Genomic DNA, 16,451 nt, shown 5'->3' with positions numbered 1-16,451 from the left:
TTTATTTTTGATACTGAAGTTTATAATAATTCTGGTAGTTTCCAGAGGTAACACTCTCTAACCAAACTTTATTGTTAAGATACCAATCAATGGTAATACTTAGTCCTTGTTCGAAATTTACAGACGGTTCCCATCCAAGTTCTTTATTAATTTTTGAGGCATCTATAGCGTACCTAAGATCATGTCCTGGTCGGTCTTTCACATAGGTAATAAGTTGAGCAGATGTGCCTTTTTCTTTACCTAACTTCTCATCCATCTGTTCACACAGAACCTTTACTAAATCGATATTTTTCCATTCATTGAAGCCTCCAATATTGTATGTTTCATGATTGACACCTTCATGAAATACAAGATCTATTGCTCTTGCATGATCTACAACATATAACCAATCTCTTGTATAATTTCCATCCCCATACACTGGTAAAGGCTGATTTGTTAAGATATTATTGATAAATAGTGGAATCAATTTCTCTGGGAATTGATTTTGACCGTAATTATTAGAACAATTAGTGATCACATAAGGCATCTTATATGTTTCCCCATATGCTCTTACAAAATGATCTGAACTAGCTTTAGAAGCAGAGTATGGTGAATTTGGGTCATAAGGTGTAGTTTCTTCAAATAGACCAGTTTCACCTAAAGTTCCATATACTTCATCTGTGCTGACATGGTAAAAACGTTTGCCATCCCAATTGTTTTCCCAAGTAGTTTTAAAGGCATTAAGTAGAACCATTGTACCTAGAATATTTGTTTTAGCAAATGCTAGAGGATCGGTAATTGATCGGTCTACATGTGATTCTGCTGCAAGGTGAATTACACCTTCAAATTTGTGTTGTTCGAAAATTTTGTTTATGTAATCTTCGTCACAAATGTCACCTTTTAGAAAAGTATAGTTGTCTTTATCTTCAATGTCTTTTAAGTTTTCTAAATTACCAGCATAAGTCAATTTGTCAAGATTGAAGATCTGATATTCTGGATATTTATTTACCATTAGACGTACTACATGTGAACCAATAAAGCCAGCGCCTCCTGTAATTAATATTTTTTTCATTTTTATTTCGATAACATTTCTTCTAAAGCAACAGTCCAATGTTTTCCTTTAATGTTGAACTGTTTTTTAATTTTATTCTTATTGAGAACTGAATATGAAGGTCTTTTTGCCTTTGTTGGGTAATCTTCAGTTCCAATGGGGTTTATTGTGCATGAGATATTATTCTGTCTCATAATCTCAAAGGCAAAATCATACCAACTACATACACCATCATTTGAAAAATGGTATATTTCATTAGATTCACTCCAAAGCTGTTGGTTAGAAAGTAGAGTTAAACACACCTCAGCTAAATCTTTAGCATGAGTAGGTGTTCCAACCTGATCAGCTATAACTCCTAGTTCATCACGATCTTTTCCTAGACGCATCATAGTTTTAACAAAATTGTTACCAAATTTTGAATAAACCCATGATGTTCGAATTACAACACCTCTTGTAGATGAATTAATTACATGTTTTTCTCCATCTAATTTAGTCTGACCATATACTCCAATAGGAGAGGTTATTTCAGACTCTATATATGGGGAATGGTTGGTTCCATCAAAAACATAGTCAGTTGAAATATGTATAATGTAAGCATCATTAATTTCAGCCGCTCTGACAAGGTTGTTTACAGCATGATTATTGACTTTGTCTGCTATATCAAGTTCATCTTCAGCATTATCTACTGCAGTGTATGCAGCACAGTTAATGACCAATTTGATGTTATTCTCTTTAAAGTATGATAAAACACTAGATTTGTTTGTTATATCAAGCTCGCCAATATCAGTAAAGAAAAAGGTAAATTGCTGTAAATTATAACTCAGTTCTTGGATTTCGGAACCAAGTTGGCCGTTTTTACCTGTAACTAGAATATTCATTTTATTTTTTGAGAGTATATGATTAGAGATGGTTTGCTGATGGAACTACTATATTCAGGACTTATAGTATAATTAATTTTTCTTTCTAATGTTCCCTCTACTTTTTGTATTGCTTTTTTAAGGTATTCTTCATTAATGTTACCTTTGACTACTAAGTCAATGCTTTTACTATTTTTTCCTTCTGCTAAATTTCCAACAAGATGAACTTCTTCAAGGTTTCCTAGCTCATTGAGTACTTTATCAATAATTATATCTAATCCTACATATTTATGAACTATAGCTTGTAAGTCATTAAATAAAGGGTGAGAAGTATTAACCCTAAAAAATTTTTTATTTCCCTTGAAATTTGAAGCTAACATATTAGCTTTCTCTAAACGATTAAGCTCTACCCTTATAGAATTTGTAGATTCTGAAAGTTCAATTGCTAGACCTCTTAGGTAAGCAGAATTGTTAGGGTTTAGAAAAAATTTCAGCAATAGTTTTAATCTAGTTTTTGAAGTGATTAAGGCTTCTAGCATTATTTAAAGGTGCAATAATAATTTTGTTGAAAAAACATGGCTTCGCCACATCAGTCACATTTAATTTGTTATGACTGTATTAAAATGTATAACACTTGTAAATTAAAGGTGAGTAAAAAAATTATACAAATTTTCTGAGGTTAATTTATTTAATTGTGTTGTAAAATACTGGTAAACAGCGATAAATAAATAAGTGTCATTTGTACTTTATAAGTTTTATGTTTTAGATATAGGTAAAAGTTAATAAATAAAGAGATAGAATAATTAATTCATGAGTATAAGTACCAAGACAAAATTATTTAATACTAATTCTATTTATTGTTTTGCGATTACTTCCTTCAAAAAACTTTCAATAGAACCACTATTCATACGTTTTTTAGCGTTGTACTCACAAAAAATAAATTAGAATTAACTATGATATATTTTTGACTTAAGTATTAAGACAAATTAAAATATAAGCTATATTTATACCTAAATTATGGGTCGTAAATCAAAAGTTATAGAATTAACGGAAACAGCGAAGCACGAGCTTGAAGAAGGCTATAAATATTCTGAGTCCGTTCAATTTTCAAGAAGGTGCCATTATATTCTGTTGAAGAGTCAAGGCAAGACATCGGAAGAAATAGCCACTATTTTCGGTGTGACGATTCAACCTGTAAAAAAATGGTGTAAACAATATCAACAATATTGAATTAAGGGTTTACAGACAAAGTCTGGGCAAGGAAGAAAGACCATCTTCGACAAAGAAAAAGATGAAACCGTAGTCAAAGTCACCGTTCAGAAAGAGCGTCAAAGACTCAGGCAAGCCAAAGATCTCTTAGAAGAAGATCTAGGCAAGTCATTCAGCTTGAAAACTCTTCAGTGCTTTTTAAAAGCATTGGCTGCCGATGGAAACGAGTGAGGCGAAGGCTCAAGCATGAATGTTCACCAGAACTGTATCAAGTACGGAAAGAAATGCTGATATCTCTAGAAAAACAAGCTGAACAGGATCATATAGACGTTTTTTTTGGAGATGAGACCAAGTTTTCTGAGCAGGGGTACGTTCCTTACGCATGGCAATTTGATGATGAAGATGTTGCTGTCAAAGTTAGCAAAGGAAAGTCTATCAATTGCTTTGGACTCTTTTCAAGAACAAATCAGTTTCTATATCGGAATTCGGAAAAGAATATAGATGCTTCTTTTATTATTGAAACTCTAGATGAACTTTCTATCAAAATTAAAAAGCCTACAGTGGTCGTTTTAGACAATGCTCGTGTTCATACTGCACGTAAAGTCAAAGAACTTTTGAAAGTATGGCAAACAAGAGGCTTATATATCTTTTACTTGCCTCCTTATTCGCCACACTTAAATATTATTGAAAGACTTTGGAGAGAAATGAAACAATCTTGGATAAAGCCTGAAGATTATGTTTCTGTTGACAATCTTTTCTATGCCGTTGATAGAGTATGTTCAGGCATTGGCAAGCAGTTGTTTCTCCAATTTTCCAAAGCTCATTTTTAGTTATACTTTAATATGTTCCAGTACTTAGTATAATTAAATAGAATTAATTTTACAAAACTAAAACTTTACTTTGGTTGCATATTATTTTTAAGTTTAACTCTGCTAAAATTATTTTTATATTGCCTTTATGAATAGATTGGATAGTACCGCATTGTTTATCAAATCTATGATCCTTCAATATAACTCTATCACCTTCATTTAGGTTTTCTATTTTGATTAGAGAAGGATCGTGTGTATTGTTTATTAAATCTTTAAAAGCATTCAGCTGACTTTCTTGAATAACAGCAGGTTTTCCTTGCCAATAAATAAAGTTGACAATACCAGGGTCAGTCAAAACCTCCCATCGTTCAAATTCATTAAGTTGGATAAATATATAAGATGGGATTACAGGGACTGATACCTTCTTTTTGCGGTCTCTCCATTGTTTAATGCTAGTATAAGTAGGGCAATATGTGGAGAATCCTTTTCTATTTAAACGTTCAGTAACTTTTTTTTCAGACTTTGGTTTAGTATACACCACTAACCATTGTCTCGATTCTTTGATAGTCATTTAGAAGTTATTTTATTTAGTATTTATAATTGACAAAACATCATAGTCTTATATTTTCTTGTAATATAAGACTATGATGCTTATTATATGAGGGTGGTTGTGTTTGTTGAACTATTATTAGTTAACGCATGATACGCATACCTGGTATCCTGTAGGCAACACCTAGTTGACCTGTAATGTAAAGGTCTACTGGTAGTGCTTGAGATCTATAACCATCAATATCATTACTTGTACTCATCCTTCCTAAAGTTTCTGCGTTAAGTATCCAATTTTCTGAAATAGTATACCTGAACCCTATGCCTCCATTAAGTGTACCTCCAATTTTATTTGATGATATCCCGCCTAAGTTATTTTTAACGTTTGCAACAAATAACCCTGTTCCACCTACAAGGTACCAAGTAAATAATGAGCCTTTTCTTCTACTGTAAGGGGATCTTTTCCTGTTTTTCTTATTAACTCCTAAGTCATAAACAAAAAGCGGAGCAACATCAAAAAGATATGTTCTGAAAGCTTTTTGACCAGTTGTTTCAGAATCGGAACGTTTATCTTTTGCAGTGAGCATCATTAATGAACCTTGAGCTCTTATATGCCATCTTTTGGATATTTTAGTTTGAAGATAACCGGTTAAAGCAGGGCGAGCTGCAGTTATATCAATTTTACCTAAACTTTGATTTGCATAACCACCAGAGTGGTACGCAAGTCCTAGATTTCCCCCAATTAAGAAGTAATTTGTTTTCTCAATTAAGTTTAGCGATCGATGAGATTGTGCGAAAGCACCTATATTTAAGCAAAGTAGTATTGGAACTAGTAGTAAGGATTTCATTGTATATATCAATTAAATATTTTTTGTTCTAAAATGTATTAAAATTACTTTTCCAAGTAGGAAATATAGTCTTTTCCGTAGTAAGAGTATTGATATCCTCCTTTTCTACTCATATTTACATCCGTCATAAATAATGCCATTTTAATGTCTTTGGATGGTAAAAATGTTTGTAAAGCTCTTTCTAATTGGGATTTAGGTGTTCTTCCTTGTCGTGTAGCATAACATACAAGGTCCGCTTTTTCCATCATTTTTCTAGCATCTGAGACAATGCCAATTGGAGCGGTATCATAAATCACAATATCGTATTTTTCATTTAATTCAGCCATTAGATTGTTCATTTTCTCTCCTTGTAATAACTCTGTTGGGTTGGGTGGAATTGTTCCTGATAGTATCAGGTCAAGATTCTCATTGTCAGTTTTTTGAATGTAGTCTTCGATGTTTTTCCCGGAGCTTAGATAATTTGATAAACCAATATTTTCATTGTTTTTTGGGAAAAGTTTTTTAAATACAGGTTTCCTTAAATCTGCACCAATTAGGATTACTTTTTTGTTTAAAATAGTGTAAAAGTTGGAAAGATTAGCAGAAGTTACACTTTTACCTTCCCCACTAATCGAAGATGTGACCAAAATAGTAAATTTATCTTTATCACCTAGCATAAACTGCAAGTTAGTTCTGAAATTTCTATAACTTTCTGCTGCTAAAGAACGTGTAAGTGGGTCAAGTAAGTAAGTTGTGTCTTGTGTGATTATATTACCAATATATGGTTTATCACAAATTTCTTTTACATCCGCTTCATCTCGAACTTTTGTATCAAAAAGAACTATGATATAAAAAATACCTACAGGAAGTAAAAGACCTAAAGCTAAACCTATTAAAACATTTAATTTTCTTTTAGGAAAAACTGGAAATTCACTTACTTCTGGTACTGAAAGCATTGTATAGTCACTTATAGTACTAGCAGCTCTAATACTATATTCAGCCTGTTTTTCTAATAATAACCTGTAAAGTTGTTCATGTGTTTCAAAAAGGCGTTGGTAATCTTGTAAAGTCTTTTCCTCTGAAAGTAAAGTGTTGGTAGACTGAATTGACTTTTTTAATTCAGTATTCAATTCTTCTAATTGTATACTAAGTGCTTTCTTAGTACTTCCAATAGCATCAGTAATTTTTAAGCGCAAAGATTTAAGAGCTTTATCTCGTTCGATAGCTTCTTCTTGATATAAGATTGACTTTTTTAATCTTTGATTTGATAGCGCGTCTTCAAGTTTCATCTCTGAGTACTTACTTAACATATCAGTAAGTTGAGAACCAGTAATACCATATGCTTCAGGCATTAGGATTTCTTCTTGACTTCCTGAATTCATATTGTTAAGAAGATAGTCACAATATCGAATACTTAATTGAAGTTCATTACGTTTATCATCTAATCTATATATTTTTTCAAATACCAATTCTGCACCTCCCGCTAATTCAGTGTTTTCAGTTTTCAGTTTGTAAACCTGATTAGCAATTAATTGCATAGAGTCGGAGATGATTTGAAGCTGATCTTGTATGAACTTTGCTGATTGTTTAGTGGCGAAGTTTTTATCTTGTATGTCTTTTTTCTGTACTGTTGAAACTAATGTGATTAAGATATCTTTTTCTTTGTCTGGAATATTTCCTTCAGTTTTCATCTGAATTAGAGGGAGGTCCGTATTTTTTTCACCAAGAATATTAAATGATATTTTTTTTCTGAGTGTTAATGTCTCATCAGAATATGAATTTATAACAAATGATAAATCATTAAATTCTTCAACAGAATTTTCTTTAAATAATGTGAAGTTAAAACCATTTACTTTATATTCATTTCCAAATATGAATTTCTTATTTTCGAAATGAATTTGAGATGTATCATTGTCTAAAAATAGCTGATAAGCCTTGTTGTCTTCTGAGATAACAACTTCAACTTTTTCACCTTTAGGAATCCATGAAGATGATCTGTTGTATTCTATACGGAATGGTTTATTTTTATATAATTCAACTTCTTTTATTAGATTCTTATTGAAGTAGTGGACATTTAATTGTAGTTGGTCAATTAAACTGTAGAGTATTTCTCTAGAAGTAAAATATCTTTTTTCATATTCTATATTGATTTTGCTAAACTCTGCACCTAAAGCGTCAATAGGTAACATTGAAATAAAATCACTAGAACTACTACTGCTTGATTCAGTGCTTTTTTTTACAACTTCAGAAGTTATTTCCCACCTGTTACTTAAATATAAACTAAGAGAAACAGAAATGACTAAACCAATTGAAACTGATAATACAATCCATTTCCATTGTTCTATGCATAGATAAAACCACTTTTTTAGCTCTTTTATAGCTTTATCTTCGGGGTCGGATTGCACTTTAGAAAAATAATTATCTTTATCCTTTAGCATAACATTTAGCGATTAACAGTAATTAGGGTAACAATTGAAACTACAGCTGCGGTGATAGAAGCCACTATTGATACATTCTTTTGAACATACTCAAGTGTTGGTCTTCTTTTAAGTGGTAAAATTACCAAAACATCTTCTTGTTGAAGATAATAATATGGACTATTAATGAATGTTTCGTCATTTAAGTTTAGATAAACTGTTGTAATATTGGGTCCATTTTTTCTTAATAATTTTACTTTAGCTCTATCGCCAAATTCTTTAATACCTCCAGCTTTAGCAACTGCTTCCAGAATTGACATTTCTCTACTGTAAGTGCCATAAATCCCTGGTCTCATCACTTCACCAATGATTGAATATCTAAAGTTTAGATGTTTTATCCTTACGGCAGGATCATCCATCATATCATCTAATATTTCTTTGATTTTAAATTCTGCTTGAGAGAATGTTAAGCCAGCAAGTTTAATATTACCAATAAGTGGTAGGTCAACATCACCATCTTCATTAATAGTGTAACCTAATAAACTGCCTTGTTCAGGGTGCTGAATATTTGAAATGTTATTCATGCCACCAATAGTCTCAACATAAGCAAAAGGGTTATATTCAGGAGGAGTAACAGTCTTTACTTCAACTAAAATCTGATCAAAAGGTCGGATAGTATTTAATGCTAAAGGTACTGAAGGGGTAGTTCTGTAAACAGAATCGTATACTACCTCGTCCTTGAGTTCTCCTTCGTGTTTTAAGTAAGTTAATTTCTTGTTTGAAACACAGCTGCTTACACACAGGGTAAGTCCTATCAAAAAGTATAAAAGGTTCTTGGAATTCAAGTGTTTATTAATTTAAAAAGTTTATCCAAAAAAGTTTTTGTTTCTGAAAAGTGAAAAACAATATTGATAACTGAGAGCTTTTCAAGAACTATTCAAAGTTACAATAATCGGATATAAAAATCATATATTTTATCTTATAACAGATTACATTTAAAGTAATAGTAGAACAATTCAATTAATTGAAATGAAATATTAAGCTCGTTATCAGTCTCTTTAGTAAGAATTTTCAATCATCTGTAATATTTAAAGTTGCAATATATCCAAAAAAATTAATTTTGTTAAATACTTTGAAATAATGTTCATTTAAGTTTCACATTAAATTGCTGATTAAATAACGTGATTATTCAAAATCTATTATAAATCAAATTAGAGTCCATTTTAGTTTAAATACGATTCGTTTAAAAAAAATTAGCACTAACATCTTGTAGTATGTAATAAATAATGTTTTTTTAAGTCAATTTCTACGTCTTTTCAAGCCACTTTGAGTATAGGTTTTGATATTATATTTTACTTGTTTAAGATTGTGTTACATAAAGTTGATACTCATGGCTTATGTTTTAATTACTCTGGATGGCTTAAGTTATTAAACTTCATCTCTAAAATTCATCAAAAATCAATAAGGAAACTTGTCTAAATTTCTAATAGTCCTTTTCTTTTTTTTCATTTCAAACACCATAATCGCACAAACATCACTATTAAAAGAGAAATGGGTGGGAGTTCAAGGAGTGTACCTTGATTCGAATGCCATCTATTTATCTTCTATTAAAATCAAAAAGACATTTCCAGATGACTTAAATTTAACTTTTAAGTTAGGTGATTATAACTTTCTTGTGATACTGGATGAAAATGGTGATTCTATTTCAGATAAATCAATCAGAGCCTTAATTGAGTATAGAACTTATCCAGAGCATTTATCTAATATTTTGCACCATCGTTCTCAAGAGGTTTATGAATCGGGTGGGTATGGTGTGGATCATTCTAATGAAAGGTATATTTTAGAAATAGAGGAAAAACAAAAAAAAGAAGAATTATTTAGTGCTCCAAACATTGAGAAAACAGGTAGCATTTCAAGAGGAATTTCTATGGGTAATTCTCAGGATGTTTTTGTGAATTCAGCAATGAATCTTCAATTACAAGGTAATATTACTGACGATGTAAAACTCACGGCAATTTTAACGGATCAAGATTTACCTTTTCAACCAGAAGGAAATACACAACAAATTCAAGATTTTGATAAAGTATATATCGAACTGGAACATAAAAATGCACAATTAACTGCAGGAGACATTGTAATGAAAAATAGTCCTGGAGTATTTCTTCGTTACAACAAAAATGTTCAAGGGGGCCAAGCAAAGTTGATGTTGGGAAACGATTCTTCTAAAGTTAAAACAGTGACGAAAGGAGGTATTTCAATAGCAAAAGGACAGTTTTACTCTGCACAAGTAGCTGCATTAGATGGTGTTTTAGGTCCTTACAGGTTAAGAGGGCCCAATGGTGAATCCAATATTGTTGTCATTGCCAATTCAGAAAAAGTATATATTGATGGAGAATTATTAGAAAGAGGATTCGATGCCGATTATGTCATTGATTATAATTTAGCTGAAATCACCTTTACTGAGAAAATACTGATAACACAATATACTCGTATTAGAGTCGATTATGAATATGCCACCCAATTTTATAGTAGAACTATTACCGAAGCCAATCATTACATGACGAGTAAAAAGTGGGATGCTTACTTTAATTTCTATCAGGAGAAAGATGATAGAAATAGTAGTTTGTTTTACACTTTGTCAGATGATGAGAAAAGGGTTTTAGCAGGGATTGGTGATAGTTTACAAAATGCGGTGGTTCCTGCAATTGATACCGTTTTGGAGTTTGATCCCAATAGAATATTGTACACAACAGTGGATACTTTAACCATTGATGGACAAAACACACAATGTTTAAGAAGAGCAAATGCAGAAGACTCTCCGTTGTATAGTGCAGGTTTTTCAGATGTAGGTCAAGGGAATGGTGATTATATTTTAGATCAAGTAACCTCTTTTGGCCGATATTATAGATGGGTGTCACCAGAAAATGGTATCCGTCAAGGCCGTTACTTACCTGTCAGAAGGCTGATTGCTGCTAATAGTAAACAGATGATTACAGGTGGAGGAAGTTATAAAATAACAAGTCATGAGACTATTGCATTCGAAGGAGCTTTTTCAAATCAAGATGTTAATTTATTCTCATCAATTGATAATGAAAATAATCATGGAAGTGCAATTAATGTTAGCATAAAATCTGAAAACCGTCCGGTTGGCCAGAACTATCTGATATCATCCCATGCCACATTCATGCATATTGATAAAAATTTTAATAGCATAGACCGGTTTAGACCGATTGAGTTTGATCGCAGTTGGGCTTTAAATTATGATAACCTTCCTCAAGAAGAAGAAGTTTATTTTGAAGGAGGGGTGAGGCTGAATGATTTGAAGAAAAGGGGAGTATCTTATAATTATTCGAAAAGAGATAGAACCAATGTAATAGATGGGTACCAACAAGATGCAAATATAAATTATCATATCAGAAAGCTACATTTTAAAGGTGATGTGTTCAATATGCATTCCCAACTTTTAAATGAAGGTCAAGAGGCTAATTGGATGAAATGGAATGGAACTGTTTTCTATAAAGGTGACTATATTGTTCCTGGGTATAATTACAATTCGGATAAGCAAGCAACTATGATATCAAGAACCGATTCTGTTGTTTATTCTTGGATGAATTTCCATGAACATCAAGCTTACTTAAGAAGTGGAGATAGTTTAGATTGGAATTTTAATTTTAATTATTCTTACAGAGAAGATAATGCTCCTCGAGATGGTAAAATGGAGTTACAAACTATCGCCAATACTTATCAGTTAAATGTTGGAAAATCTGGAAAGAGGGGAAACATACAATTTGGAGCCACTTATAGAAAATGGTCAGATTATTTTACTACTACTCCGTCAAACGAAGAATCTGTACAAGGAAGATTGTTGGGGGGTATCAATTTCGGGCAAGGTATTGGGAAATTTAATGGTACTTATACTGTTTCTTCATCAAGAGAATTGTTAAGGGAGTTTGTTTATGTTCGAGTGGAAGACGGAAGGGGTACGCACACATGGAGAGATTTAAATGGGGATGGAATTCAGGATCAAAATGAATTCTTTTTGGCTCAGAACCCAGATGAAAGACAATTTGCTAGGTTTTATACACCAACAGATGACTACATTCCAGCGTATCGATCAACCCTTAACTTGAGATTAAATTTGAAAGCTCCTAAAAAATGGACTAAAAAAGATGCACTAAAAAAATTGGTATCGAAATTCTCTAATAATGCTTCAATACTTGTTGATAAAAAAAGTTTATCTGATGATATATGGGGTAGGTATTCACCATTTCCTGGAAGTGTGAATGAAGAAGAAATGTTGGCTTATAATTATGCTTTTCGAAATACCTTATTTTTTAATAGAAATAACCCTTTTTATGGAGCAGACTTTAGAGTTGTCTCTTTAGAAAATACGCAATTGCTTACGCAAGGAAGAGAACTAAGGCAAGATATCAGGTATACTCTAGGTGGTAGGGTAAATGTAAGTAAAATGTTGACATTGAAATTGGAAGGCTATCAAAGAAAGATTACTTCAGGTTCTGATTATTTAGAGGATCGGAATTATTCCATTGATGAGTTAGGAGTAACACCATCTATTTCATTTCAACCATCTATCTTTATGCGTTATTCTTTAGGTTATAGCGTAAAGAAAAAGTTAGGAGAGCTTAATTCAGAGACGCGACAGGAGGTATCCCAAATTCAAGAAACTTCGTTTGAAGCAAAATGGAATAAGGCTTCTCTCTTTTCAATTACAGGAAGATTTTCAGCTATTTTTCAAAATTATGATGGGGAGCCAAATTCAGCCATCGGCTATGAAATGTTAGATGCACTCAATGAGGGCGTTAATTTAAAGTGGAATATTTCCTGGACACAAAGTTTGTTTAATGGAATGCAATTAAGGGTGCAGTATGATGGACGAAAATCAGAAAATTCAAACAGTGTACACATCGGTAGTATGAATTTAATTGCATTGTTCTAACACTATTTTGTCTCTTTTTTTATGAAAAAGCCTTTAAATGATTTGTTAATGTTATTAAATATTAGCATTTTTAATTAAAACTTACTTTTCATAATACGTCCAAACTTACGTAAAATTAAATCATAACTATGAGTTTTATATCTGTATTAGATGCATTTCAGAAATGGGAAAGAGAGACACCCAACCAACCTTTTTTGCATCAAAATATTCATGGTAGAAAAATTACATTGTCCTTTCAAGAAGCCGGAGACCAAATCAGAAGAATGGCCACTGCATTGCAGGAGATGGGAATTGAAAAAGGAAATCATGTAGCGATCTTGTCCAAAAACTGTTCTCATTGGATAATGGCTGATCTAGCTATTTTAATGGCAGGTGGTGTCAGTATCCCAATTTATCCTACTACAGATAAAGCCACTATTCAATTGATTTTGGAGCATAGTGAGTCTAAAGCGATTTTTGTAGGTAAGTTGGATGATTATGCTTCTCAAAAAGGCGGCATACAAGGTATACCAAAAATTGGTATTGAGATGCATGGTGTAAATGAGGAATATGGATGGGATAAAATGGTAGAAGGTTCTTCTCCAATCCAAGACATTTACAAGCCAGCAAAAGACGATCTAATGACTATTTTGTACACTTCAGGTACAACTGGAAATCCGAAAGGGGTAATGCATAGTTATGGTAGTGTTGAATTTGCTGTTGCTGAATTTGAACATCATTTCACCTTACCAAGACATCCAAGGTTTTTCGCATTCTTATCTTTAGCACACATTGCAGAAAGAGCTGCTTATGAGTTTATTGGCCTTTATTTAGGAGGAAGTATTTCTTTTCCAGAATCATTAGAGTCATTCCCGGCAAATTTAGCAGAAGCAAAACCTCATATGTTCTTTGCAGTTCCAAGAATTTTCCAAAAATTCCAGGAAAGTATCTTGAAAAAGATGCCACAAAGTCGATTGGATTTACTGTTGAAAATTCCAATAATTAATAATGTAATTAAAAAGAAAATTACATCAGCTTTAGGTTTTCAAGAGGCAGTGTCGGTAATATCAGGAGCAGCACCAATTTCTCCAGATTTACAAGAATGGTTTAAGAAATTAGGTATTGATGTCAACCAAGGTTATGGTATGTCTGAAGATGTTTGTGTGTCACATATGAATTTCCCTGGCATGAATAAAATTGGTACCGTAGGTCAAAAATACGATCATATCAAAACGAAACTTTCAGCAGAAGGTGAAGTATGTTTATTAAGTGATTGTTTGACCTTAGGATACTTCAAAGATGAAGAAAAAACGAAAGAACTTTTTGATGATGAGGGGTATTTAAGAACGGGGGATCTAGGTGAATATGATCATGATGGTTACCTATCAATTGTTGGTAGAGTAAAAGATCAATTCAAAACAGATAAAGGAAAATATATTTCGCCAAATCACCTTGAATTACCACTTTCCGATAATGCTAATATTGAGCAAGTTTGTGTTGTTGGTACCGGAATTCCACAGCCTATTGCCTTGATTGTTCCTTCAGAAATAGGAAAAGAGCTTTCTCAAGATGCTTTGAGAACTTCCATTCAATCATCTTTAAAGAGTTTAAATGGAACACTTCCTAATTATGAAAAAGTAGCAAAAGCTATTGTGATGAAGGAAGATTGGACGATTGATAATGGTTTGTTGACTCCAACTTTAAAGTTGAAAAGAAATCATTTAGAAAAGATACATAGTCCTTATTACAGTCAATGGTTTGATAAATCTGAGACAGTAATATTCGAATAATACTTTATTATACATAATGAATCGCCCCATAGTTTTATGGGGCTTTTTTATTTTTTATCATATTTAATAACTATTTCAAATGAGCAACTCACAATTATCCAAAACCCTAACACCTCTTATGCTTTGGGGGTTAGGAGTCGGTTATGTCATATCAGGAATGTACTTTGGTTGGAATTTAGGTTTAGCAGAAGGAGGTACATTAGGGTTGGCAATTGCCACATTCTTTATTATTATCATGTATGTGACCTTTACACTCTCCTACACCGAGCTTTCATGTGCTATACCCAAAGCGGGTGGAGCTTTTGAATATGCACACAAAGGATTAGGAAAGCATTTTGGATTTATTGGAGGGATGGCTCAAAACATAGAATTTATTTTTGCTCCTCCAGCTATTGCTGCGGCAATAGGCGCTTATCTCCACCTTTTGTATCCCGACATTGATGTTATATACTTTTCAATGGGAGCATATTTTATTTTTACAGGCATTAATATTTTTGGAGTTCAATTAGCAGCTTCTTTTGAGTTAATCATTACAGTTTTAGCTGTATTGGAACTTCTCTTATTTGCAGGTTTTACATTACCCCACTTTGAATACGAAAATCTTCAATTGAATGCATTACCTTTTGGTTATAAAGGTATTTTTGCTGCTATTCCATTTGCAATTTGGTTTTTCTTAGCCATTGAAGGAATCGCTAATGTTGCCGAGGAAACCAAAAACCCGAAACGAAGTATTTATCTAGGTTTTGGTTCAGCGATTGCCACTTTGGTGTTCTTATGTATTCTTACATTTTTATCTGCTGTAGGAGTAGGTGGATGGGAGAAAGTAGTGTATCCATCAGGTTCAACAGTTGCTTCAGATTCTCCATTGCCATTGGCTTTGGGGCAGGTTGTCAATGAAGGCCATCTACTTTATAAGTTGTTAATTGGTATTGGTTTGCTTGGATTGATTGCTTCATTTCATGGAATTATTTTGGCTGCAGGAAGGTCAACTTTTGAGTTTGGAAGGGTAGGATATGCTCCTAAGCAATTAGGGAAAGTACATTCGAAATTTAAGACACCAATGAATGCCTTATTGATCAATATGTGTATTGGTATTGTTGCTCTTTTTACCGGTAAAACGGGAGAAATTATCACTATAGCCTGTTTTGGAGCTTTAACATTGTATATTATTTCGATGTTAAGCTTATTTGCTTTAAGGAAAAGTAAACCTGAGCTAGAGAGATCTTATAAAGTGCCGTGGTATCCGATCACACCTGCAATTGCATTAATAATTGCTACTGTATCATTACTTGCTATGACCTACTATAATTTAGTATTGGCAGGTATATTCATCGCAATTTTAGGAGGGAGCTACTTGTTATTTATTTTATCTCAAAAAGAATATCATAATGAAGAAATAGGAGAATTAGGCTAAACATAAAAAACCGGAATGAATACTGAATTTCATTCCGGTTTCTACGTCTAATTTTAATTATTTCTAATTGTGGTCGTAAGCTCTCATTTGATACTTAGCAACCCATTTTTTATTCCTCTTATCAATATAGTCATACCCTAAAGTTTGGAATTTGTAAGAGAAAATATCTTTTTCATAAGCAACTTTAGTTCCGCCAACTTTTTTCTGAACATAACCATGTTCGTTGACCAACTCTTGCATATAGGAAACAGAAATATCACGTACATCTTCCTTTGAGTCTGCAACAAATTGAATATCGAAGCCAATTAATTTTCGTTGAGCATTGAATTTACATTTATAAGCCACATAATAGCCCGACATATTTTTCTTGTATGCCTTTAATCCATCATAAATAATAAACTCTTTCTTATCTCTGTCATCTTCTTTTTTATAAAGCTTTTTAAACGCTTTATAATCCATTTTATAAGTATAATCTTTATCTAAGAGTAGTTTTTCTTGAGCAAATAAAGATGTTGTAAACAAGAGAAAGAAAGAAAATAGTGCTAATACTTTCATTGAATTTTGAGTTTTGTGAAAAATTAAATTTACTCCATTTCAATTACGTAATGTAAATATA

Annotated in this window: 12 protein-coding genes and 1 pseudogene; 5 read left to right on the top strand and 8 right to left on the bottom strand. The window is 32.4% G+C overall.

Annotated features, from left to right (window positions below; genetic code table 11):
• Window position 1 precedes the first annotated feature (1 nt).
• Genes rfbB through IC221_RS23925 form a run of 3 tightly spaced genes read right to left on the bottom strand, consistent with a single transcriptional unit; the run spans window position 2 to window position 2,426 of the window.
• The gene (rfbB, locus tag IC221_RS23935) at window positions 2-1,051 is read right to left on the bottom strand and encodes a dTDP-glucose 4,6-dehydratase (protein ID WP_188171368.1); all 1,050 of its coding nucleotides are present in this window, start codon (window positions 1,049-1,051) and stop codon (window positions 2-4) included.
• Between the two features lie 2 nt (window positions 1,052-1,053).
• Window positions 1,054-1,908: a dTDP-4-dehydrorhamnose reductase gene (rfbD, locus tag IC221_RS23930; RefSeq protein WP_188171367.1), complete on the bottom strand. Its 855-nt coding sequence runs from the start codon at window positions 1,906-1,908 to the stop codon at window positions 1,054-1,056.
• Complete coding sequence (locus IC221_RS23925) at window positions 1,905-2,426, bottom strand: ArsR family transcriptional regulator (protein ID WP_188171366.1); 522 nt, start codon at window positions 2,424-2,426, stop codon at window positions 1,905-1,907. The genes rfbD and IC221_RS23925 overlap by 4 nt, the downstream gene beginning before the upstream one ends.
• Before the next feature lie 478 nt (window positions 2,427-2,904).
• Here IC221_RS23925 and IC221_RS23920 point away from each other — a divergent pair, with 478 nt between their 5' ends.
• Window positions 2,905-3,117, top strand: a complete 213-nt coding sequence (locus IC221_RS23920) for a helix-turn-helix domain-containing protein (RefSeq protein WP_188171365.1) — start codon at window positions 2,905-2,907, stop codon at window positions 3,115-3,117.
• Between the two features lie 110 nt (window positions 3,118-3,227).
• Window positions 3,228-3,926: pseudogene (locus IC221_RS23915) on the top strand (IS630 family transposase); the annotation flags it as partial.
• 49 nt (window positions 3,927-3,975) lie between these two features.
• Here IC221_RS23915 and IC221_RS23910 read toward each other — a convergent pair.
• The 4 genes from IC221_RS23910 to IC221_RS23895 all read right to left on the bottom strand — a co-directional run bounded on the left by IC221_RS23910 (window position 3,976) and on the right by IC221_RS23895 (window position 8,540).
• Window positions 3,976-4,476, bottom strand: a complete 501-nt coding sequence (locus IC221_RS23910) for a UpxY family transcription antiterminator (RefSeq protein ID WP_188171364.1) — start codon at window positions 4,474-4,476, stop codon at window positions 3,976-3,978.
• A 121-nt stretch (window positions 4,477-4,597) separates the two neighbouring features.
• A complete protein-coding gene (locus IC221_RS23905; protein WP_188171363.1) occupies window positions 4,598-5,299 on the bottom strand; it encodes a hypothetical protein in 702 nt (233 codons plus the stop codon).
• 44 nt (window positions 5,300-5,343) lie between these two features.
• Window positions 5,344-7,716, bottom strand: a complete 2,373-nt coding sequence (locus IC221_RS23900) for a polysaccharide biosynthesis tyrosine autokinase (protein ID WP_188171362.1) — start codon at window positions 7,714-7,716, stop codon at window positions 5,344-5,346.
• Window positions 7,717-7,721: 5 nt separating this feature from the next.
• Window positions 7,722-8,540 carry a polysaccharide biosynthesis/export family protein gene (locus IC221_RS23895; protein ID WP_188171361.1) on the bottom strand — a complete coding sequence of 273 codons (819 nt, stop codon included), beginning with the start codon at window positions 8,538-8,540 and terminating at the stop codon, window positions 7,722-7,724.
• A gap of 710 nt (window positions 8,541-9,250) precedes the next feature.
• Here IC221_RS23895 and IC221_RS23890 point away from each other — a divergent pair.
• The 3 genes from IC221_RS23890 (at window position 9,251) to eat (ending at window position 15,835) form a co-directional block, all read left to right on the top strand.
• A complete protein-coding gene (locus IC221_RS23890) occupies window positions 9,251-12,652 on the top strand; it encodes a hypothetical protein (RefSeq protein WP_188171360.1) in 3,402 nt (1,133 codons plus the stop codon).
• A 128-nt stretch (window positions 12,653-12,780) separates the two neighbouring features.
• The gene (locus IC221_RS23885) at window positions 12,781-14,421 is read left to right on the top strand and encodes an AMP-binding protein (RefSeq protein ID WP_188171359.1); all 1,641 of its coding nucleotides are present in this window, start codon (window positions 12,781-12,783) and stop codon (window positions 14,419-14,421) included.
• Between the two features lie 79 nt (window positions 14,422-14,500).
• The gene (gene eat / locus IC221_RS23880; protein WP_188171358.1) at window positions 14,501-15,835 is read left to right on the top strand and encodes an ethanolamine permease; all 1,335 of its coding nucleotides are present in this window, start codon (window positions 14,501-14,503) and stop codon (window positions 15,833-15,835) included.
• 63 nt (window positions 15,836-15,898) lie between these two features.
• On the opposite strand, the gene IC221_RS23875 is transcribed toward eat, so the two are convergent.
• Window positions 15,899-16,390: a hypothetical protein gene (locus IC221_RS23875; protein WP_188171357.1), complete on the bottom strand. Its 492-nt coding sequence runs from the start codon at window positions 16,388-16,390 to the stop codon at window positions 15,899-15,901.
• Window positions 16,391-16,451 lie beyond the last annotated feature (61 nt).

The sequence above is a fragment of the Flammeovirga sp. EKP202 genome (genome assembly GCF_014534745.1).
Taxonomy (GTDB): Bacteria; Bacteroidota; Bacteroidia; order Cytophagales; family Flammeovirgaceae; genus Flammeovirga.
The sequence above is the reverse complement of the archived record's forward strand: the minus strand, read 5'-3'. Positions and strand labels throughout refer to the sequence as shown.